General features: G+C 54.6%; 17 protein-coding genes. 6 read left to right on the top strand and 11 right to left on the bottom strand.

What is annotated here, in order from left to right:
* Positions 1 to 2: 2 nt before the first annotated feature.
* Entirely contained in the window at positions 3 to 842 is an 840-nt protein-coding gene (locus tag IQ22_RS01300; RefSeq protein ID WP_145136865.1) for an NAD(P)-dependent oxidoreductase, read from the top strand.
* 1 nt (position 843) lies between these two features.
* On the opposite strand, the gene IQ22_RS01295 is transcribed toward IQ22_RS01300, so the two are convergent.
* From IQ22_RS01295 to IQ22_RS01260, 8 genes are all read right to left on the bottom strand, one after another.
* A complete protein-coding gene (locus tag IQ22_RS01295) occupies positions 844 to 1311 on the bottom strand; it encodes a LexA family protein (protein WP_158635394.1) in 468 nt (155 codons plus the stop codon).
* A gap of 69 nt (positions 1312 to 1380) precedes the next feature.
* Positions 1381 to 3111: an ABC transporter ATP-binding protein gene (locus IQ22_RS01290; protein ID WP_145136859.1), complete on the bottom strand. Its 1731-nt coding sequence runs from the start codon at positions 3109 to 3111 to the stop codon at positions 1381 to 1383.
* 9 nt (positions 3112 to 3120) lie between these two features.
* Positions 3121 to 4068 carry an acetamidase/formamidase family protein gene (locus tag IQ22_RS01285; protein WP_145136856.1) on the bottom strand — a complete coding sequence of 316 codons (948 nt, stop codon included), beginning with the start codon at positions 4066 to 4068 and terminating at the stop codon, positions 3121 to 3123.
* The gene (locus IQ22_RS01280) at positions 4069 to 5676 is read right to left on the bottom strand and encodes an ABC transporter substrate-binding protein (protein ID WP_145136853.1); all 1608 of its coding nucleotides are present in this window, start codon (positions 5674 to 5676) and stop codon (positions 4069 to 4071) included. It abuts the gene before it with no gap.
* Between the two features lie 24 nt (positions 5677 to 5700).
* The gene (locus IQ22_RS01275) at positions 5701 to 6627 is read right to left on the bottom strand and encodes an ABC transporter permease (RefSeq protein WP_145136850.1); all 927 of its coding nucleotides are present in this window, start codon (positions 6625 to 6627) and stop codon (positions 5701 to 5703) included.
* Positions 6627 to 7475 (bottom strand): ABC transporter permease, encoded by an 849-nt coding sequence (locus IQ22_RS01270; protein WP_145136848.1) that lies wholly within the window; start codon positions 7473 to 7475, stop codon positions 6627 to 6629. Before IQ22_RS01270 ends, IQ22_RS01275 begins: the two co-directional genes overlap by 1 nt.
* Complete coding sequence (locus IQ22_RS01265; RefSeq protein ID WP_145136845.1) at positions 7472 to 8068, bottom strand: ANTAR domain-containing response regulator; 597 nt, start codon at positions 8066 to 8068, stop codon at positions 7472 to 7474. Before IQ22_RS01265 ends, IQ22_RS01270 begins: the two co-directional genes overlap by 4 nt.
* Positions 8065 to 9204: a transporter substrate-binding protein gene (locus tag IQ22_RS01260; protein WP_145136842.1), complete on the bottom strand. Its 1140-nt coding sequence runs from the start codon at positions 9202 to 9204 to the stop codon at positions 8065 to 8067. The genes IQ22_RS01265 and IQ22_RS01260 overlap by 4 nt, the downstream gene beginning before the upstream one ends.
* A 494-nt stretch (positions 9205 to 9698) precedes the next feature.
* Between IQ22_RS01260 and IQ22_RS01255 the strand changes: the two genes are divergently transcribed.
* A complete protein-coding gene (locus IQ22_RS01255; RefSeq protein ID WP_145136839.1) occupies positions 9699 to 9920 on the top strand; it encodes a hypothetical protein in 222 nt (73 codons plus the stop codon).
* Positions 9921 to 10067: 147 nt separating this feature from the next.
* On the opposite strand, the gene IQ22_RS01250 is transcribed toward IQ22_RS01255, so the two are convergent.
* The 3 genes from IQ22_RS01250 to IQ22_RS01240 all read right to left on the bottom strand — a co-directional run bounded on the left by IQ22_RS01250 (position 10068) and on the right by IQ22_RS01240 (position 12576).
* The gene (locus IQ22_RS01250; protein ID WP_145136836.1) at positions 10068 to 11447 is read right to left on the bottom strand and encodes a PepSY-associated TM helix domain-containing protein; all 1380 of its coding nucleotides are present in this window, start codon (positions 11445 to 11447) and stop codon (positions 10068 to 10070) included.
* A gap of 74 nt (positions 11448 to 11521) precedes the next feature.
* A complete protein-coding gene (locus IQ22_RS01245; protein WP_145136833.1) occupies positions 11522 to 11992 on the bottom strand; it encodes a copper chaperone PCu(A)C in 471 nt (156 codons plus the stop codon).
* Between the two features lie 89 nt (positions 11993 to 12081).
* Positions 12082 to 12576 (bottom strand): DUF2946 domain-containing protein, encoded by a 495-nt coding sequence (locus IQ22_RS01240; protein WP_145136830.1) that lies wholly within the window; start codon positions 12574 to 12576, stop codon positions 12082 to 12084.
* A 280-nt stretch (positions 12577 to 12856) separates the two neighbouring features.
* Here IQ22_RS01240 and leuA point away from each other — a divergent pair, with 280 nt between their 5' ends.
* The 4 genes from leuA (at position 12857) to IQ22_RS01225 (ending at position 19174) form a co-directional block, all read left to right on the top strand.
* Positions 12857 to 14515 carry a 2-isopropylmalate synthase gene (gene leuA / locus IQ22_RS01235; RefSeq protein WP_145136827.1) on the top strand — a complete coding sequence of 553 codons (1659 nt, stop codon included), beginning with the start codon at positions 12857 to 12859 and terminating at the stop codon, positions 14513 to 14515.
* 205 nt (positions 14516 to 14720) lie between these two features.
* Positions 14721 to 17411, top strand: a complete 2691-nt coding sequence (locus tag IQ22_RS01230; protein ID WP_342212443.1) for a diguanylate cyclase domain-containing protein — start codon at positions 14721 to 14723, stop codon at positions 17409 to 17411.
* Positions 17412 to 17414: 3 nt separating this feature from the next.
* Positions 17415 to 18230 carry an EAL domain-containing protein gene (locus tag IQ22_RS23485; protein ID WP_425298830.1) on the top strand — a complete coding sequence of 272 codons (816 nt, stop codon included), beginning with the start codon at positions 17415 to 17417 and terminating at the stop codon, positions 18228 to 18230.
* The gene (locus IQ22_RS01225) at positions 18227 to 19174 is read left to right on the top strand and encodes an aldo/keto reductase (protein ID WP_145136824.1); all 948 of its coding nucleotides are present in this window, start codon (positions 18227 to 18229) and stop codon (positions 19172 to 19174) included. Before IQ22_RS23485 ends, IQ22_RS01225 begins: the two co-directional genes overlap by 4 nt.
* Positions 19175 to 19397 lie beyond the last annotated feature (223 nt).

Genomic DNA, 19397 nt, shown 5'->3' with positions numbered 1-19397 from the left:
TCATGACTCTTACCGTTGCTCTGATCGCCCCCGGTGCCATGGGCTCGTCCGTAGGTCGCTACTTGCGCAATCATGGACTCGATGTCTGCACAACTCTGGCAGGGCGCAGCGTAGCAACTCGTGAGCGCGCGGTCGCGGCTGGCCTGCGTGAGGTACAGACGGAGCAACTGGGCGAAGCGGACATTCTGCTTTCCATCGTTCCACCGTCCGAAGCCTTACCCTTGGCACAGGAACTCGCTCCAGTCCTCGCCAGGACTAGAAAAACGCTATATGTAGACTGCAACGCCATCGCTCCCGCTACGGTTGAGCAGGTCGGGCAAGTCATTATGGATGCCGGTTGCCCTTTTGCCGACGCTGCCATTTTTGGCGCGCCGCCTTCAGCGGACCGGGGTTGTCCATCGTTTTATGTCAGTGGCGAGCATGCTGGACGCTTTGCCCAGCTTAGCGAGTACGGCCTGCCCATTAAGGTACTCAACAAGCCAATCGGGGCTGCGTCTGGATTGAAAATGAGCTATGCCGGTATAACCAAGGGGCTGACCGGTCTTATAACAGCAATGATCCTTTCCGCCGAACGAAACGGCGCTGGACAGGCCCTGCATGACGAACTTGCCTGTAGCCAGCCCGCCCTGCTCGAATGGGCTCATGAAAAGATTCCTGAAATGTACCCCAAGGCCTATCGCTGGGTAGCCGAAATGGAAGAGATTGCAGCCTTCAGCCAGAAGGATCGTCCCAGCGAAGCCATCTATCTCGCCATGGCCCAACTCTACTGGCGGCTCGCCGAGAACCGTACGGCTGGCTCAGGCAACGATATCGCGGCGTTGGAGAGGTGGCTATCGCGCTGACTTAACCAGCCAAACGCGCTGTAGATAGCGTGCCATCAGGCTGAGGTTTATAGCTCACCACAAACAATACCACGCCAAAAACATCCAATGCCTCGTCATGAGTGCAGTCGATTGGTCGGATATGCCTCGCTCCGCCCCTTAGCAGCCAGCCGCCTTGTTGGTCCTCCTGCAATCGACGAACCTCATAACGACCATTTACTTCCGTAACAGCCAAATGGCCCGGACGGTAAGCCACCTCTCGATCGACAATCAGTCGATCCCCTGGATAAAGACCAAAACTAAGCAGGCTGTCGTCATCCACACGAATCACCCATAACGGCAATGCCGCACGGGCCGCCAAACGCTCCAGCGGCACTGGATGGTCTTCCCATACCCCGGCTGCGGAACGAAAACCGCTAATCCGTAGTTGCCCTACATCAGGCAGTAAATGACGAAGACGCTCATTCCGCCCGAGCACGGTAATCGACATGCCAAGCCTCATCAATAAACTGTATATGCATACAGATACCAAAGCTGCTTCGCCCGGTCAATCCATTCCTTACACCGCAACGAAATGATCAATTCCAATCGCCTTGTAGGCCTGCCTAGGGATCTGATAATTCCGGGGTTTAACTGGATCGGGTACTTCAATATCGCGCAGCAGACTTTTGAAATCTTTACGTCGATCTACGTCCGGCATCGGTACGGCAGACAACAGCCGCTGCGTATAAGGATGTTGCGGATTGCCTAGTACCTGATCGCGCTGTCCAATCTCAACGATCTGTCCGCTGAACATTACAGCTACCCGATGACAGAGGCGTTCGACTACCGCCATGTCATGGGAAATGAAGACATAGCTCAGCTGATACTCCTTTTGGAGACGCTCCAGTAGCTCTAGCACCTGCGCCTGCACCGAGACGTCTAGCGCTGACACGGACTCGTCAGCGATGATCACTTTAGGGTTAAGTGCCAAGGCACGGGCAATGCAAATACGCTGACGCTGCCCACCAGAAAACATGTGTGAATAGCGTTCCATAGCTTCTGCTGACAGGCCAACCTGCTCCAATAATTCCACAACCCGTTCGGTACGCAGCTTTAGGTTTTTCATGCCATGGATGAGCAGCGGTTCGCCAACCAAATCTAGGATTGTCTTGCGCGGATTCAAGGACGCGTACGGGTCTTGGAAAATCATCTGAATGTCTTGGCGCAGCGGCTTAAGCGCCTCGCCTTTTAAGCCGTTCAGCTCGCGGCCAAGCAACTTTATGCTGCCTTCATAGGGCAGCATATTCATCAAGGCCTTGCCTGTTGTGGACTTGCCGCAACCGCTCTCCCCCACGATGCCTAGCGTTTCGCCCTGACGTAGGGTAAAGCTGACGTTTTCTACTGCATGGATTGCGCGTGCCTCCTCGAACCAGCCTCCCCTCAAGGGAAAATGCACCTTCAGGTCTTTTACCTCCAGCACTACCGGCTCTTTAGTTTTGGATACCGGCTTGCCCATCGTGCCCAATACCGGCACCGCTGCCAGCAGCTTTTTCGTATAGGCAGCCTGGGGCGTTTTGAACAGCGTGCGTACTGGCGCCCGCTCTTCCAGCAGCCCTTGGTTCATTACGACGACTTCATCAGCCATTTCCGCTACCACCCCCATGTCATGGGTGATCATCAACAGCGTGGTGCCGAACGCCTGTTGCAGCTCGCGCATGAGCTCAAGAATCTGCGCCTGGATAGTTACATCCAGCGCCGTGGTAGGCTCGTCCGCAATTAACACCCGAGGCTGACATAGCATTGCCATGGCAATCATGACGCGCTGACGCATGCCACCGGACAACTCATGCGGATATTGCCCAAGACGCTTGTCCACGTTTGGTACACGTACCGCATCAAGCATCGCCCGCGCACGCTGCTTCGATTCACGGCGGCTTAGAGGTTCGTGACGGCGGACCGTTTCCTCCAACTGTTGCCCTACGGTCATGAGCGGATTAAGCGAGGTCATCGGCTCCTGGAAGATCATACCGATCGCCTGTCCACGTAAGTGCTGCATCTGCCTCTCGGGCAGGCGCAGCAGGTCCTTCCCATCAAACATAATAGCCCCGCTAGGCAAGCGGGCCGTTTTAGGCAGCAGACCCATGATGGCCAGCGAGGTCAGGGACTTGCCGCTACCGGACTCCCCGGTGATGCACAGCGTTTTACCGCTATGCAGGGCAAAGCTGAGGTCGCTTACTACACGCTTCTCTCCAAACTCGATAGACAAGCGCTCAACCGACAGCAAAGGCCGGGACGTCTCGGCAGTCATGGCATTACCTCAATTAAAAACCACTTTAGGGAAATAGAACGACACCACCCAGTTCGGCAGGTCTACCACCTCGCTAATACGCAGGTCGCCACAAACCGAGCACAGCATGTAGGCTTGCTCGGCCGGCATACCCTGCTCGCGACAGAGCCAGTCGATAGTGCTGCTCACGGCTTGGCGAGCGGCCTCCATAAGATCCGGCGCGACGCCAGTAAAGGCCTCATAGCCGTCAACATCCAAGTGACGCGTCACTGGTCCCGGCGTGCTGAATCGCGGCGCAGCAAGCGGTGTGGACTTGATAAGGTCCAGCGTGACCACTACATCCATAGCACTCTCGATAGCCGTGCCACATACCTCGCCATCTCCCTGTGCAGCATGGGTATCCCCGATAGAGAACAGCGCACCCTCTACTTCTACCGGCAGGTACAGCGTTGTTCCTGCGGCTAGATCTCGGATATCCAGATTACCGCCCACTCGGCGTGGAGGCACGATAGAGTGCAATCCCGGTGCCGCCGGAGCGACACCAATCGTACCGGCGAAAGGCTTGAGCGGGACCTTACCGAATGTTCCGAAGGCTGCAGGTGTCAGGTTGTCCTTGTCATAACTCCACAAGGCCAAGGCTGGCTCCTTGAATTGGTCCGCTAACAGCCCGAAACCTGGAATATTGGCCGTCCAACCGAAACCACTGGGTTTGAAGCTGTCAAGGGTAACCTTGAGCACGTCCCCCGGTTGAGCACCCTCGACAAAGATCGGTCCAGTGACTGGATTGATCTTGTCGAACGGCATGATTGCCACGTCTGCGGCTACCGAGCTGCGTGTAAAGTAGCCGCTGGAGGAATCACGGCACTGAAACTCCAATGTGGTTCCCGGTGCGACCCGCGCGGTGGGCTCGAAGCTGTTGTCCCAGCCGAAATGGCTGTTGATGCTATGGATCGTTTTAACCAAGCAGGTCTGGCACATTCACTTCACCCAGATGTAATCGTAGTTGACCGGAATGTGGACGGGATCGACATACAGCGCATCGTCACCGCCCATCCGCGCAGAGCGAACGGTAAAGCGTTTCTCATTGAAAATAGGTACCCATGGCGCATCATCCATGATGTCGGTGAAGACCTTACGCCATAGTGCCGTGCGGGCCTCCTGCTCTTCCGGCTTGGCCATTGCGTCGGCCTTTTTCGCTTCGGCATCGATTGCTTTGTTGCAATACAGCGACCAGTTCCAGCCGCCTGGTACAGCGCTCTCGCAGCCTAGGATCGGGCCATAGAAATTGGACGGATCGGGAAAGTCGGCGATCCAGGCCATGCCGCCCGACCAGACCATTGGTGCCTGTTTTTTTTCACTACCTGCTGCAATCACATTGGCCTGGGCCAGGGACTTGATTTGTACACGAATGCCAACCTTGGCCAAATCCTGTTGAATAGACTGAGCAATACGCGGCTGCGGATCGGTATTCATCACATACAGCTCGGTGTCAAAGCCGCTTGGGAAGCCGGCTTCGGCCAGTAGCTTCTTGGCGCCCTCCACATCGTAGGGATAGCCCGTGTAGGTGCTGTCATACCCTGGCATAGATGGCGGCAACGGCTGGTTAGCTGGCGTGGCGCGTCCGTTGATAATGCGGACGATCCGGTCCTTGCTAATTGCCATATTCACCGCCTTGCGAACTTCCAGCTTGTCGAAGGGCGGCATCGTAGTCTTGAGGGTCAGGTAGCCGGTTTGCAACTGTTCGCCTGTGACGATCAAGCTCTTCTGCTGCGGGTTATTCTTGAACTGTAGAAACTGCGCAGGTGGCACTCCGTCTCCGGCAATGTCCACCTCGCCTTTTTGCAGGCGCAGCAGAGAAACGGTCGGGTCCTGACCGATTTCGAACCGGATGCTGTCTAGGTACGGCAGGCCCGACTCGAAATAGGCCGGATTCTTTTTGAAAACCAGACTCTGGCCCAGCTTCCACTCAGCCAATTCAAAGGCGCCTGATCCTACCGGATGTTTTCCAAAATCAGCTCCCCACTGCTGTACTGCTTCCTTGGGCACTACTGAAGCGAAATTCAACGCCATAACATGCAGGAAGGTAGCATTGGGCTGGCTTAGCTTGATCGTCACGGTATAGTCGCCTGGTGTAGCAACACCGCTCAATGTCTGCGTTTTACCGGCAGTTACGTCCTCATAACCGGCAATAGCGGAAAAGAACCCGGCTCCTGGACTTTGGGTTTTAGGGTTAACCGTACGCTCAAGAGAATATTTTACATCGCTGGCCTTCAATTCACGGCCATTATGGAACTTCACTCCTCTTTTCAAAGCGAAGGTGTATTCGGTACCGTCATCCGAAATGGTATAGCGCTCCGCCAGGGATGGAACCAGTTCGGTGGTGCCCGGTTTGTAATCCATTAGCCGCCCGAACAGACTCTTGATCATCGACCAGTTTTGCCAGTCATAACCAATAGCCGGGTCCAGTGTTGCTACGTCGTTCTGATAGGTGATGACAATATTGCCCCCCGTCTTAGGCTCAGCTGCTAGCAGGCTGCCAGTGAACAGCGTGGCCGTAAGGGCCAGAGAAAGTGCCTTCCGTTTCATATGCTCCTGCCTCTTTTAGTGTTATCAGTGTTTTTTTACATCGATACGCGGATCGATTAGAGGGATCGTCAGATCGGCGAGAAGATTACCCAGCACGATAGCCACGGCCGAGACAGTGGTTACGCCGACGATGACGGGAATGTCGACCTGCTGAATAGCCTGCCACGCTAGTTGACCAATGCCCGGCCAACCGAATACCGACTCCACAACCACAAGCCCGCCCATGAAGATGCCGATATCGATACCGATCATGGGAATCACCGGCACGATGGCGTTGGGCAATACATGACGAAAAACCACACGCGCCCGGCTTAGTCCTTTGGCCCGTGCGGTACGAATGAAGTCCTGGTGAAGGATCTCGATCATTGATGAGCGCACCATCCGCGAATACCAGCCGCTGCCTAGTAGCCCCAACGTGAGCGCCGGTAAAAGGATGTGGCGGAACTCGCCGTACCCCCCCATCGGAAACCAACCGAGCTTTACGGCGAAAAAATACAGAAACAACATGGCTGCGATGAATTGGGGAGAAGATACGCCAACAAAAGAAAGCGCCATCAGCAACCGATCCGCAAAGGAATCCCGCTTGAGTGCAGCGATAATCCCCATTCCAACACCAATGATGAGTTCGAAAAGAATACCCATCCCCATTAGTTGTAAGGAGGGCACCAGGCGCGCGCCGATCAGCTCCGAAACTTCGGAACGCTGAATGAATGAACGGCCTAGATCGCCCTGCAGCAAACCTTTCAAGTAGTTGAAATACTGCTGATAGAACGGTAGATCCAAGCCAAGCTGATGACGAATATTTGCAATAACTTCTGGTGTGGCGCTGCGCCCAGCAATCTGACGGGCCGGGTCAGCCGGCAGCATATATAGCAGCAGATAGGTAATTAGCGTGACCCCAAGCAGGATCAATAAGGAATAGGCGACCCGGCGGGTCATAAAGGCCAGCATCAGCTTCTCCCTTTAAGCGTCGGGTCCAAGGCATCGCGTAGCGCGTCCCCAACCAGATTGAAGGACAGCGACAGAAGTACAATGGCTGCGCCTGGAAACAGCACCAGCCAAGGAGCAGAGGTGAAATAGGTTTGGCTCTCGAAAATGATATTGCCCCAGCTCGGCGTCGGCGGCTGTACCCCCACGCCGAGAAAGGACAGAGTCGCCTCCAACAACACCGTGGTAGAAATCCCCAGCGTGGCCCAGACCAGGATGGTTGGTACCAAATGTGGCAACAGATGCGAGAACAGAATACGTAGGGCACTCGCGCCTAGGGTACGTTCTACCGCCACGAAGTCCCGGGCAGACAAGGCCACTGTTTCCGAGTAGATCACCCGAGCGATCTGTACCCAATTCACCATAGAGATTACTAGCGCCACGATCCATACACTGGGCTGGAAGATAGCTGCTAGGGCGATGGCCAAAAGCAACGCCGGAAATGCCATCATAAGATCGGTGAAGCGCATCAAGATCGTACCTATCCAGCCGCGCACGAAGCCGGCCGTCAGCCCTACCAACGTACCGATCAGAACGGCAATGCCGTTAGCTATCAGCCCAATCAGTAGTGAGGTCCGGGCGCCATAGAGCAGGCGGGACAACAAATCGCGCCCCAGCAGGTCCGTACCCAAGTGGTACGTCGCATCTGGCGGCAATGGTGCGCCCTCTAGGGAAAGCCCCTCGACAAACTGTTCAAATGGGTCATACGGCGCGACCCAAGGGGCGAAAAGAGCAAGCAACATCACAACCAGAATAAACAGTAGCGCCATTGCTACTACAGGCCGACAACATAGCCCGAGCAATATCTTCATGAACCGACCCCTTGCTGCCCGACCCTATGCGCCTGAGTCAGATCATGACAGACCTCTTCTAGACTTTTGTTGAGGGTCATCGACAGGCTACGAATCCGCTCATACGCCTCGACTTCATCAATATCCAGCTCCACCATCAGCCAAGCCAACGCCTGGGCTACAAGTGGCCGGCTGGCTACCTTTTCCTGCAACGCAGCGGATTGAGCCTCCGCATGTGCCAAACGCTCTCGCAAACCAACCGCCATCATCAGGGTCGAATACACTGAGCCTTGGGTAATTGGCTTATTGAGCAATGCCGTTGCGCCCAAATCGAGCCCACGCTGAATTTGCGACAGCGTTTCATGCTGCGACAGTGCGATGATCGGGACACCGGCAGCATTGGCTTCGCTGACCAACTGAGGGCTGGCAAAGTGGTCCAGCTCGACGACCAAGGCCAGCACATCTACCAGACCTACCGAAGCATCACTATGGACGGCCGAGGACGCGATACCCAGCCGTTGCAGACTTTTTTGCAGACTTGCCAGGGCGCGCTCATCACAATCCACTAATAACAACTGGCCGTTATCGAAATCGGGACGCTTGAGCAGAATCATTTGACGATCCTCAGATGACGGGCCGGCGTCAACTTCCGGCAGGTCCGAAATTCACTCAGGTCAGTGGCTGTCAGGTAGGGATCGGCCGGTTGCATACCAGGCTCAGCATGCAAAATAATGAATTGGCTACCCTGTAACTCGGCGATGTAACACGGCAAGCTCGTATGGTTGTTGCGTGGTGAAACCTCCAAATCACCTAATGCCGTCTGAACCGGTGCGGTATATAACGCTGCACAGATCGCTTCAGGAGCATCACTGCCGCTTCGCTGGTACGCCTCGGCAAATAAATGTACTGCCGCGTAGGTACTGGCGTAGTAGTGCGAATAGGGATGCGGCCCATGGCGCAGGTATTGTTGTTGAATGAAAATTGGATCTACCGCTTCGAAGAAAGGCCCACAGGACAATAAGCGCAGGGTTTGCATGATTCCGATGCCCGCCAGCTCTCCTTCTGTCAGGTTGCAGCTCAACACTGGCAGGGCTAACCCTCGGATGGTGCAGGCCCTATCTAATTGGCGAAGAAAAGCATGGGAAGACTCGCCTACCAATGTATTGAGAACGAACGCAGGTGGCTGGCTTACAAGGGCATCAATCAGCTCGGCAAAAGCAGTTACACCGAGGTTGACGTATTTTTCGCCGCAGACAACTCCACTTGCTGCATCTAACACTTCTTGGGCGAGCCTATTACTTTCCCAACCCCACACATAATTCGAGCCTATCAAAAACGCCTGGCCTCCAAAGGCGTCCAGGGCATAGCGAAGCAAAGGAAGTAACGTCTGATTAGGACAAGGACCGTTATAAATAACACTTTCGCTGCTTTCAAAGCCCTCATAAGGACAGCTGTACCACAGTAAACTGCCGCCCTGCTCCAAATTCGGAATGATGTCTTTGCGACTGGCTGAAGTGATGGGACCGAAGACATGCCGTATGCCCTTGCTCTGTAAAGCAACCAATGCTTTGCCATAGCATTCAAGTCTCCCCTTGGGATTGACATGCTCCAGACGTAACTCAAAATCCAGATGCCCTTGCTCGTTGAGCTCGATCACTGCATGCCTTGCACCAGTTAGCGCATTGTGTCCCATCCAGTGATAGGTGCCATCGGTAGACAACAGAGCGCCGATCGAAACCGTATCGCGCATTTATTCACTCCAAAAAAAAGCCTGAACGCCCCTCATAAAAGGTTCGTTCAGGCTTCGTTACCTATGCGCATCAGGGCGCTGATATGAGCAAGACTTACAGGCTATTCCGCCCAGCTTTGCCAAAATACAAGAAAAAATGATGCCAACTCGACAGCACACGCCAATACGGCATGGAACCCTTCATAAGCTCTGACTAGGGCACCAAGAGCAGGCATTTTTACTTAAATACGCACCTCAAAAGAGCGTAGACTGAAGTTGAATGCCTCGCTTGTGATATCTACTTGCTGGCTATGCGATAGTTGAAACGATCACACGTAATCGCTTTGTAACAGGTGACAAGGCTACTCGAGCGTTATATAACTATCGCTCGGCTTGATGGAGCCTGCTCTCTACAGGACCTTGCCATCATCCCTTGCGGTCAGCAATTTTGCGTGTTCGCCCTTGAATACGTACTAACCGCCTCGATCAAAACAAATAGTGAAGTCTAAAAAACCGTGACTAAAGAAGAACTCCGCGCAGAACTGGAGCGCCAGGCCCAGCGCTTTAAAACCGTTTATGGTGGCGAAGTCATTACCTATGCTGCCCAACCTACACCCGATCGCAAACCGTGGAAAAAACGGCCCAGCGTGCTTGATCGTGTCTTCGAAGCCGAAGTGCAGAAGATTGCCGAGCAGAAAGCCAAGGCCGAACAGGACACACCCAGCGACGAAACATAAGATTCAAACTGCTGTACGACAGTGTCTGTTCGAGCTGCGCTTGAACATGCGTCTTGCCGACTGAATGAAGTTATCGGCGCTTTACCGAATGAGCTCGTGCGCGCGGTAGATGATGACATCCCTTCAGGACGCCATCATCCTTACTGGTCAGCTTAAAATTCGTTGCGCCAGTGGCCAGCGTATAAGTACCAGCCGGTCCAACGCCCAAAGCATGATCATGGACAGACCGACCAGTGGAAAAATCAGGCCGATGGCCGACATGATGGCCACAGCGGTTTTCCATCGTGGTAATTCATGCCGTAGCGGTGGTACGCCTAGGCGGCCGACCGGCTTGCGCTTCCACCACATGACAAGCCCGCTGACTGATAAGAGCAGGACGAGCAGGCAGGCCAGTAGAACGATCAACTGGTTAATCAGCCCTAAAAACCGTCCCTCGTGCAGCATAACGCCTAGCTCTGTGGCTTTGGCGACCGGACTGTAGTCCTGCCAGCGCACATCGGCCAACACCTTGCCCGTGTACTGATCAATATGCAGGGTCGCGTCCCGGCGCGGATCATCCGCAAACACGGAGATTGTGAACACACCATCCGCTGTAGTGGGTACGGTAATGCTATAGCCTGGCTCCACCTTACGCGCCTCGGCGATCTCTACCACCTGCTGTAACCCGATCAAGGGCGCAGCGGGCATGCTGGACATAGAGCCCATTCCGGCATGATCGGAATGGGCTCCACCGGATACGGGCATCGGTGTGTTTTCCATGGCCCAGGGTACGGTCTGATGATGGCTGTGATTGAGACTGCCTGCCTGCTGGTCGGACTTGGGCACCGCATTCCACATCGCTGCAGGAAAGCGATTCCAGAGATCAGCGTACTGCTTGCCCCAAAACCCGGTCCACGTCATGCCACTGATCAAGAGAAACAAAAGCGCCAAAGCACTCCAGAAGCCTGCTACACCATGCAGGTCGCGCCAAAGCGGCCTCCCGTGAATTCTCCAGCGCGGCCAGAATGCTCCAGCCAGTTTAGGCGAGCGAGGCCACCATAGATAAAGGCCGGAAACCACCAGAACGATGCCCCATCCGGCCGCCAATTCGATCAGGCGGTCGCCAACCGTGCCGACCATAAGCTCGCCATGTAACGCACGGGCAATAGCCTGTAGATTAAGTTTGGCATCCTGCTCACCCAGCACGTCTCCTCGGTACGGATCGACGAATACGGTATGATCGCGTCCCTCCCAACTGACCATGAACTGGGCACTGCGGTCATCTGCTAGCGGCGAAATATACTGACTGATCGCTCCCTGCGGATAACGCTGCTGGACATTCATTCGCAAGGTGTCGATGGACACACGGGTAGCCGCAGATTGGACCACCTCCAGCTGCGAATTGAGCAACGGATCGAGTTGCGGTTTGAACAGATAAATAATGCCGGTCAAGGTCAGCAAAATCATGAAAGGCGCAACGAACAGACCGGCATAAAAATGCCAGCGCCATGCCAGACTATAAAAGTCATTTTTTGAGCCGGACGTCATAGAGAACCCCTGAATATTTTCGAAGGCGAGCGTATGCGTAGAACGGTGAACGCCCTGCCACACGCGGGTTTGGATCAGTGCTGGTGTTTATGCGCAGACGCATCAGGCGCATCGGCCTGAACGCTTACCTGCACCAGCACATCGCCGGCCTTCTCGAAATGCAGAGTCAGTGGGAACTGCTGTCCTGCGACCAAGGGTTGCTTTAATCCCATAAGCATCAGGTGATTGCCTTGGGGCTCGAGGCGCAACTCACCCTTTACGGCAATATCGGTACCCTCTTCCATATGCTGCATACCCAACATGCCGTTGCGCTCGACCGTAGCGTGCAACTGTGCACTTTCAGCGACAGGAGTTTCAGCACTAACCAGCCGGTCAACCTGAGAGCCATGATTGTAAATAATGAAATACACGGCACCAGTCGGCGCATTGGGCGGTGTCGCCCGTGACCAGGGATGATCAATATGCAGCTGCTCAGTCTCGTGCTCATGAGCCACGGCATGGGAAGTGAATAATAGGGCAGCAATCAGACTGAAAAGAATTCGCATAAAATAACCTTCGACCGGCGCATAAGCGCCTGAGCTGAACATAGGAATAAGCCGTCTAGTGTTTGATAGACGACAGAACGATGAATATGTCAGCCCAGTACGGGTGGAGCGCGCGTCAAGGCCCCTAGATAAACAGTGGAAGCGGCATATCCCGGGTGGGTAAGCACAACGAAAGGCTCGCCCAAAGGCAGCGGCAGGGCAAAAGGCAGAGTAATCGAAGAGGACAGTGGAGGATTGCTGAACAAAAGGTCGCAATACCCACACTTTTCCCACACTGCGGCCCAATGTGCCTGCAAGCTCGACGCCGCCCCCTGCCCCGGCACCATCGCATGGTGATCATGCCCATGGGTGGACGAAGAGACCGACACCATGACAGGAGACATGGCGCTCGCATGGCTTTTGTTAACAGCCAGCACCTGAGAAACCACGGGCGCGACAAAAGCCATGACCATGGCAAACAGGCCAAGCCATGCGAAACGACGCCAACGCCTGCGTGGTATCACTACTGCCGATTCCAGCAAAAGAGGATCAGGTATGGTCGCACGATTGAGCAACCGGTGCGACCCTGTACAAGCATAGCCCACATAAAGACCCCAACAACCATTCCTTAAAATTTCAAATAAATACGATTCAAAGCAATAAAAAATTAAATATCCTTGTTAAAAGACTAAAAATCTCAATTTTTCATAGATGCTTGCCATTCACCCTAATCCTCTCTAGTGTTGTGGGTATGCCTATACCTCATACACTTATTCTGCTGCGACAACACGTCTGTCTTCGTCTGGTCAGTCCGCGACTGCGTCCCTGAACTCGACCCTTCGCATCGACTTCATTTGCCGCTGCTCGTTAACAAGGATTTGCTTTATGGCCATGCTTAAAGACCCATCCAAGAAATATCGCCCGTTTCCAGCCATTGATCTGCCCAATCGGACCTGGCCTTCCAAAACCATCGACAAGGCCCCAATCTGGCTCAGCTCTGACCTGCGTGACGGAAACCAGTCGCTGATCGAGCCAATGGATGGCGAAAAGAAGATGCGCTTCTTCAAGACGTTGGTGCAGGTAGGCATCAAGGAAATTGAGGTAGGCTTTCCCTCGGCCTCGCAAACCGATTTCGACTTTGTTCGCGAGCTGATCGAGAACGGGCATATTCCCGATGACGTGACCATTCAGGTGTTGACCCAGGCACGAGAAGACCTGATCGAGCGCACTTTCGAATCACTCAAGGGCGCTAAAAAAGCTATCGTTCATTATTACAACGCCTGCGCGCCGAGCTTCCGCCGCATCGTCTTCAGTCAGGATAAAGCGGGCGTCAAGGCCATTGCCGTAGAAGCTGGTCGTGTCATCAAGCGTCTCGCGGATGCCCGTCCGGAAACTCAGTGGCGCTTCGAGTATTCACCTGAAGTCTTTAGCTCCACCGAGACCGACTTTGCCGTCGAAGTGTGCAACGCGGTAATTGAAGTATTCCAGCCAACTCCGCAGAACCGTCTGATTCTCAACCTGCCGGCTACTGTCGAAGCCGCTACACCCAACATTTATGCTGACCAGATCGAATGGTTCTGCCGTCACGTTGATCGCCGTGACAGCGTTCTTGTCAGCTTGCATACCCACAACGACCGCGGCACTGGCGTTGCAGCCAGCGAACTGGGCCTGATGGCGGGCGCTGATCGAGTAGAAGGCTGCCTGTTTGGCAATGGCGAGCGCACCGGCAATGTGGATCTGGTGACCCTGGCCTTGAATCTCTACACCCAGGGTGTGGATCCCGAGCTGGACTTCTCCGACATCGATGCCGTTCGTAAGACGGTTGAAGAATGCAACCAACTGCCGGTCCACCCACGTCACCCCTACGTAGGTGACCTGGTTCATACCGCCTTCTCTGGCTCCCACCAGGATGCCATTCGCAAGGGCTTTGCCCAGCAGAAAGAAGATGCGCTCTGGGAAGTGCCCTATCTGCCAATCGACCCAGCTGACATTGGTCGTAGCTACGAGGCAGTTATTCGTGTCAACAGCCAGTCCGGTAAAGGTGGTATTACCTATTTGCTTGAACAGGAATACGGCATCAGCCTGCCCCGTCGCATGCAGATCGAGTTCAGCCAAGTCGTTCAAAAGGAAACTGACCGTCTGGGCCTGGAAATGACAGCCGAGCAGATTTACGGCCTGCTGGATAAGGAATATCTGAAAGCCAGTACGCCTTATCAGCTCAAGCGCCACCGCCTGCAGGAAGAGAACGGTACCAGTATCGTGAACCTGGAAGTAGCCGCGCATGGTGAAACCCAGCAGTGGCAGGGCTCGGGCAACGGCTCCCTGGAAGCACTCGTTTCGGCGTTGCCCGTACCGATTGAAGTGATGGACTATCACGAGCATGCCATTGGCGCAGGTGCCAATGCCAAGGCAGCTGCCTATATTGAAGTGCGCCTGGAGGGCGGTCGTCCGCTGCATGGCATCGGAATCGATGAAAACCTCACTACAGCCAGCTTCCGCGCCTTGTTTAGTGCGCTGAACCGCGCACTAGGCCAAGCTCAGTAAGCTAGGCGTCCAAGGTCGGCCTCGCTGATAGGCCGACCTTGGATATAAAAGGCAAGCGCATCCGCAGTTGTTCCTCTCCCTCGTCCCACCTTACGCAGCCCTTTCTCTTTTCTCCCTCCGCATGCTGTATGCAGCAAGCCAGAGAATTAGTTTTATCCTTTTCAACAAGGAATGAGTTTGCTTTGCTGAACTACAGCATAGCCTCATAACGGCCGATACACCGGTAGGCCTTTTCACTGCCCTGAGACAACACGACAGCAACCCCACAACAAAAGCAGCCTGCGCATTTCGTTCTGCTGTTCTGCCTTTTGTATTTTGCGGCAACGTTTTTCTGTCTAGCCTGGCAACAGGTGGCCGATACGATGGCTGCTCCATGGCACCCAGCGCCGTCCTGGCTGCCTTTCTGATTCACTCACGCTATACCTGTTGGCCATTGCTTATTGCTTGTGCCGTCGTGTTGCAAATGGCCGCTTCGGCAGGCTCAGGCCAACTCGTACTGAACAGTCTTAAGCTTCTGCCTGCCACGTTACTTGAGGCTACCCTGTCGGCCTGGTTGCTACGTTGCTACCTTCCTAAAGGTGCGTTTACTCGCAACATGGGTAACGTCATGCGATTACTCGTGCTCGGTATCTTCATTCCGGCAGTGGTAGGCGCTACCGTAGGCAGCCTGACCCTATCTACCCTGCTGCCGACAGAATCGAGCAAACCCTTATCTATCCTCTGGATGCACTGGTATACGGGCGACGTACTGGGGTTACTGGCCTTGCTGCCTATCAGTATGAGGAGTGGCTCGCTGACGTGGCGTGACTTTACTCAGCATTCGCCCACTGAATTTGTTGGGCTGACAATACTAACCCTCATCCTGACAGTTCTGGCGTTTCGCTATCTACCCTACCCCTATAGTTATACCGTCACACTATTACTTTTGCTGACGATTCGAATTAAACCATTTGGGATTACCTTGATCGGCGGGCTAGCGATCTGCCTGACTAGCCTGGCATTGACAGCAGGACTGATTCACTTGCCGCCTGTTAACTCCCTCCTCCAACAAACAGCATTGTATATTCCGCTCGCGCTGATGCAGATTCCTCCGCTGCTACTGTCTGTAGCGCTGCAGCAGAGCAGTGACGAACGACAGCGGCTCGCGCTGAGCGAGGCACGCTTTCGCAATGCCATGCGTTCGGCACCTTCCGGCATGGCGGTACCGACCTTATCCGGAGACATCTATAAGGCAAACCCAGCCTTTTGCCGGTTGTTGGGGTACTCCCGCGAAGACCTGCAGAACCGCGCCATGTCAGCCCTAACTCACCCAGAGGACTTGAGCAAGGCTCTAAGTCTTATCGGCCAATTGCTTCGTCAGGAAATTGAAGACTTCACGCTCGATATACGAATACTGCCTAAGCACAGTTCCCCTATATGGGTACGTGCCACGCTGTCGCCAATAGTGGAAGATGGAGGGCAGCTGTACTACCTGCTATTGCAGACTCAAGATATCGATCAGCAGAAACGCCTTGATCTTGAAACGAACCGGCTTAACGAGCGCATGCGATTAGCGACCCAGGCCGCGCAGGTTGGTATCTGGGAACTAGACCCTGAGTCGCTCACGTTTATCATCGACGCCAAAATGGCCGAACTGTATGGCGTTCCTCCGCATGACAAGCCGATCGATATGTACGCATGGCTTAATGCCGTCCATCCCGAAGACCGTACTGCTGTACATGATCAACTCAAAGCTGCCATTACCCAATGTACAACCTACGATACCGAGTTCCGGATCGTCCGCTCTAATGGTGTTATCTGTCATGTGCGTGCTGAGGGCATTGTTATCAGCCACTCGGGAAAAGCAGTGCGTATTGTGGGCAGCCTCCAGGATGTAACGGGATACAAACAACTGACCGAGGCATTGCATGAAGAAAAGGAGCGCCTGCAGGTCACGCTCGCATCGATTGGCGATGCGGTACTGACCACTGATATAGAAGGCCGTATTACATTCCTGAATCCAGCGGCCGAAGCCTTGACCGGCTGGATGCTCTCAGAGGCTCGGGGCTGCCCCCGTCAGGATGTGTTTCGCATCTTTAACAGCGAGACGCTTGAACCGCTGCCCAGCCCCGTGACGTGCTGCCTCGAAACCCAAACGATCCTATCGTCCAATGAGTCGGCAACTCTGGTTAACAGTCAGGAGGAACGCTACGACATTCAGGACTCAGTAGCGCCGGTCCGCACCCTCGACGGAGCTGTTATCGGTGCGGTTCTGGTCTTTCAGAACGTGACCAGCGCGCGTGCCTTGCAACGCGAGTTAAGTTACAACGCCTCGCACGATGCCCTGACCGGCCTTTTCAATCGCCTCAAGTTCGAGCAGGAGTTAAACCGCGCCTGGCAGAGCGCAAAGGAACGGCATGCAGTTCACGCCCTGTGCTTTATCGATCTGGACCGCTTTAAAATTGTCAATGATTCGGCCGGTCATGCTGCAGGCGACACGCTCTTACGCGAGTTAAGTCACTTGCTACGCGACACATTACGTGCATCCGACACCCTGGCGCGCCTGGGCGGTGACGAATTCGGGCTTCTCTTGTATGACTGTGACTTGCCTCAGGCCGAAGCGGTGGCCAACAAGCTGATCGCCGCTATTTCTGCAATGCGCTTTCAGTGGGAAGATCGGCTGTATGACGTTGGCGCCAGCGCCGGGATCGTCGCCATTACGGCTGAGGCCCGCAGCACAGCGGAGCTGATGAGCCAGGCCAATGTCGCCTGTTATGCAGCCAAACACAGCGGACGCAACCGTGCCGAGCTATACCAGGCAGGACGGGAAGAAGTGGAAAAGCAGCACCGGGAAATTCTTCTCGCCAGTGGTTTGCGGGATGCTCTTGAGCATGATCGTTTTACCCTGTATGCCTAGCCTATCGTCCCGACCCGCGAGTCGACCCAGGGTCCGCATGTCGAATTACTGCTGCGCTTACACAATAGTGAAGGCCACTTGATTTCGCCCGGTACGTTTATTCCCGCAGCTGAGCGCTTTGGACTAATGTCCAGTCTGGATCGCTGGGTAGTACGCCAAGTGCTCTGCGAACAGGCCACAGCCATTCAAGCTATAGAAGGACTCTCAGTAGGTATTAATCTCTCCGGCAATAGCCTGGACGACCCCTTGTTCCTGCCCTATCTGCTTGACCTGATCGCATGCTCCCCCCTGGCACCGGAGCGTCTTCATTTCGAACTGACCGAAACCGCTGTAGTCAGCAAGCTCAGCATCGCCTCGCGTCTGATCAATCGTCTGAGGGAGTTAGGCTGCAAGGTTGCCTTGGATGATTTTGGATCGGGGCTCAGCTCGTTCAACTACCTTAAAAACTTTGCCGTAGACATCATCAAAATCGACGGCAGCTTCGTCCGTCATTTGGATACCAATCCCCTGGATCAAACCATTGTCGCATCCATCCACCATATCGCCCGGCATCTCGGCGCTCAGACAGTAGCCGAATTCGTCGAGTCTCAGGCCGCCTTTGAACAGCTACAGGCCATTGGTGTTGACTATGCTCAGGGTTATGCCATTGGCAGACCCGAACCGTTCACAGAGACCTTGCAGCGCTTGCACTCCACCAAAGCTGCAGCTTCATCCGCTTTACCCTCGCGAACGATCAAGCGCTCCTCCAGTCACACATGGTCAGGAACCGGTTCAATCCAGGCCGGACCGTCATTCTTCACACACGGGAGGACTCTATGAGCCTGCGTCAATTGGGCAGCTCCGAATTACGCGTTTCGCCTCTGGCTTTTGGTGGCAATGTATTCGGCTGGACTGTGGATGAAGCCACTTCATTTACATTACTTGATGGCCTGGTAGACGCCGGGCTTAACTTTATTGACACCGCCGATACCTACTCGCGCTGGGCCCCAGGCAATAAGGGCGGCGAATCGGAAACCATCATAGGCAAGTGGTTGAAGAAAAGCGGCAAGCGCGACCACGTCGTGATCGCCACTAAAGTAGGCATGGAGATGGGCGACGGCAAAAAAGGGCTTCGGGCCGAGTATATCCAGCGCGCCGTAGACGACTCCCTTCAGCGGCTGCAAATTGATTGCATCGATCTTTATCAGGCCCATATCGACGACACGGACACACCACTGGAGGAAACCCTGCAAGCCTTTGCTCGCCTGATAGAGCAAGGCAAAGTGAGAGCCATTGGTGCCTCCAATTACAGCGCTGCCCGCTTGCGCGAAGCCCATGAGGTCTGTCAACGCCTGGGAATTCCCACCTATATAAGCCAGCAACCGCATTACAACCTGTACGAGCGCAAGGACTACGAAACGGATCTTGAGCCCACCGTACAGGATTTAGGTTTAGGCGTGATCAGCTATTACTCGCTTGCCAGTGGCTTCCTGACCGGCAAGTACCGGACGGGCGATGATCTCAAAGGCGCACGCAGTGAAGCTGTTAAGAAATACATGAACGAACGGGGCGTGACTATTCTCTCAGCTTTGGACGAGATTGCCGAAGAGCGCAATGTCACCCCGGCTCAGGTCGCCCTGGCCTGGCTGATCGCACGCCCCAGCGTCACAGCGCCTATTGCAAGTGCCACCTCGCTCGAACAGCTACATGATCTTGCCGCAGCTACCCGCCTGACCCTGAGCGACGACGATATCACCATGTTGAATCAGGCCAGCGCCTATTGATTAACGCCTGGGAGCGCCAAGCGTGATTTTTCCTGGCGCTCCCGCTTTCCTCCCTCTGTAAGACTCGACGACCTTCGCCTAGCGCGAAGGCGTGATGCTCTGGAATAAGCCCTCCGGCGAACGTCTTTTTACTGTCATGGTCCATTGAGGGCACAGGGAGAGAACGTCTGAGCGCATGAGCTCTTCTTATCCAACTTTGCTCACCTTACTCATGCCAGCAGTA

The sequence above is a fragment of the Pseudomonas duriflava genome, from assembly GCF_007830155.1.
GTDB classification, from domain to species: Bacteria; Pseudomonadota; Gammaproteobacteria; order Pseudomonadales; family Pseudomonadaceae; genus Chryseomonas; species Chryseomonas duriflava.
Note: the sequence above shows the minus strand (reverse complement) of the source record. Positions and strands in the feature narration are given on the sequence as shown.

What these genes read in the sequence shown, in the direction of transcription:
- IQ22_RS01245 (WP_145136833.1), bottom strand. Translation starts at nt 11,992, where the DNA reads ATGCGAATTCTTTTCAGTCTGATTGCTGCCCTATTATTCACTTCCCAT.
- IQ22_RS01225 (WP_145136824.1), top strand. Translation starts at nt 18,227, where the DNA reads ATGAGCCTGCGTCAATTGGGCAGCTCCGAATTACGCGTTTCGCCTCTG.
- leuA (WP_145136827.1), top strand. Translation starts at nt 12,857, where the DNA reads ATGGCCATGCTTAAAGACCCATCCAAGAAATATCGCCCGTTTCCAGCC.
- IQ22_RS01260 (WP_145136842.1), bottom strand. Translation starts at nt 9,204, where the DNA reads ATGCGCGATACGGTTTCGATCGGCGCTCTGTTGTCTACCGATGGCACC.
- IQ22_RS01275 (WP_145136850.1), bottom strand. Translation starts at nt 6,627, where the DNA reads ATGCTGGCCTTTATGACCCGCCGGGTCGCCTATTCCTTATTGATCCTG.
- IQ22_RS01300 (WP_145136865.1), top strand. Translation starts at nt 3, where the DNA reads ATGACTCTTACCGTTGCTCTGATCGCCCCCGGTGCCATGGGCTCGTCC.
- IQ22_RS01280 (WP_145136853.1), bottom strand. Translation starts at nt 5,676, where the DNA reads ATGAAACGGAAGGCACTTTCTCTGGCCCTTACGGCCACGCTGTTCACT.
- IQ22_RS01285 (WP_145136856.1), bottom strand. Translation starts at nt 4,068, where the DNA reads ATGTGCCAGACCTGCTTGGTTAAAACGATCCATAGCATCAACAGCCAT.
- IQ22_RS01270 (WP_145136848.1), bottom strand. Translation starts at nt 7,475, where the DNA reads ATGAAGATATTGCTCGGGCTATGTTGTCGGCCTGTAGTAGCAATGGCG.
- IQ22_RS01250 (WP_145136836.1), bottom strand. Translation starts at nt 11,447, where the DNA reads ATGACGTCCGGCTCAAAAAATGACTTTTATAGTCTGGCATGGCGCTGG.
- IQ22_RS01265 (WP_145136845.1), bottom strand. Translation starts at nt 8,068, where the DNA reads ATGATTCTGCTCAAGCGTCCCGATTTCGATAACGGCCAGTTGTTATTA.
- IQ22_RS01295 (WP_158635394.1), bottom strand. Translation starts at nt 1,311, where the DNA reads ATGTCGATTACCGTGCTCGGGCGGAATGAGCGTCTTCGTCATTTACTG.
- IQ22_RS01290 (WP_145136859.1), bottom strand. Translation starts at nt 3,111, where the DNA reads ATGACTGCCGAGACGTCCCGGCCTTTGCTGTCGGTTGAGCGCTTGTCT.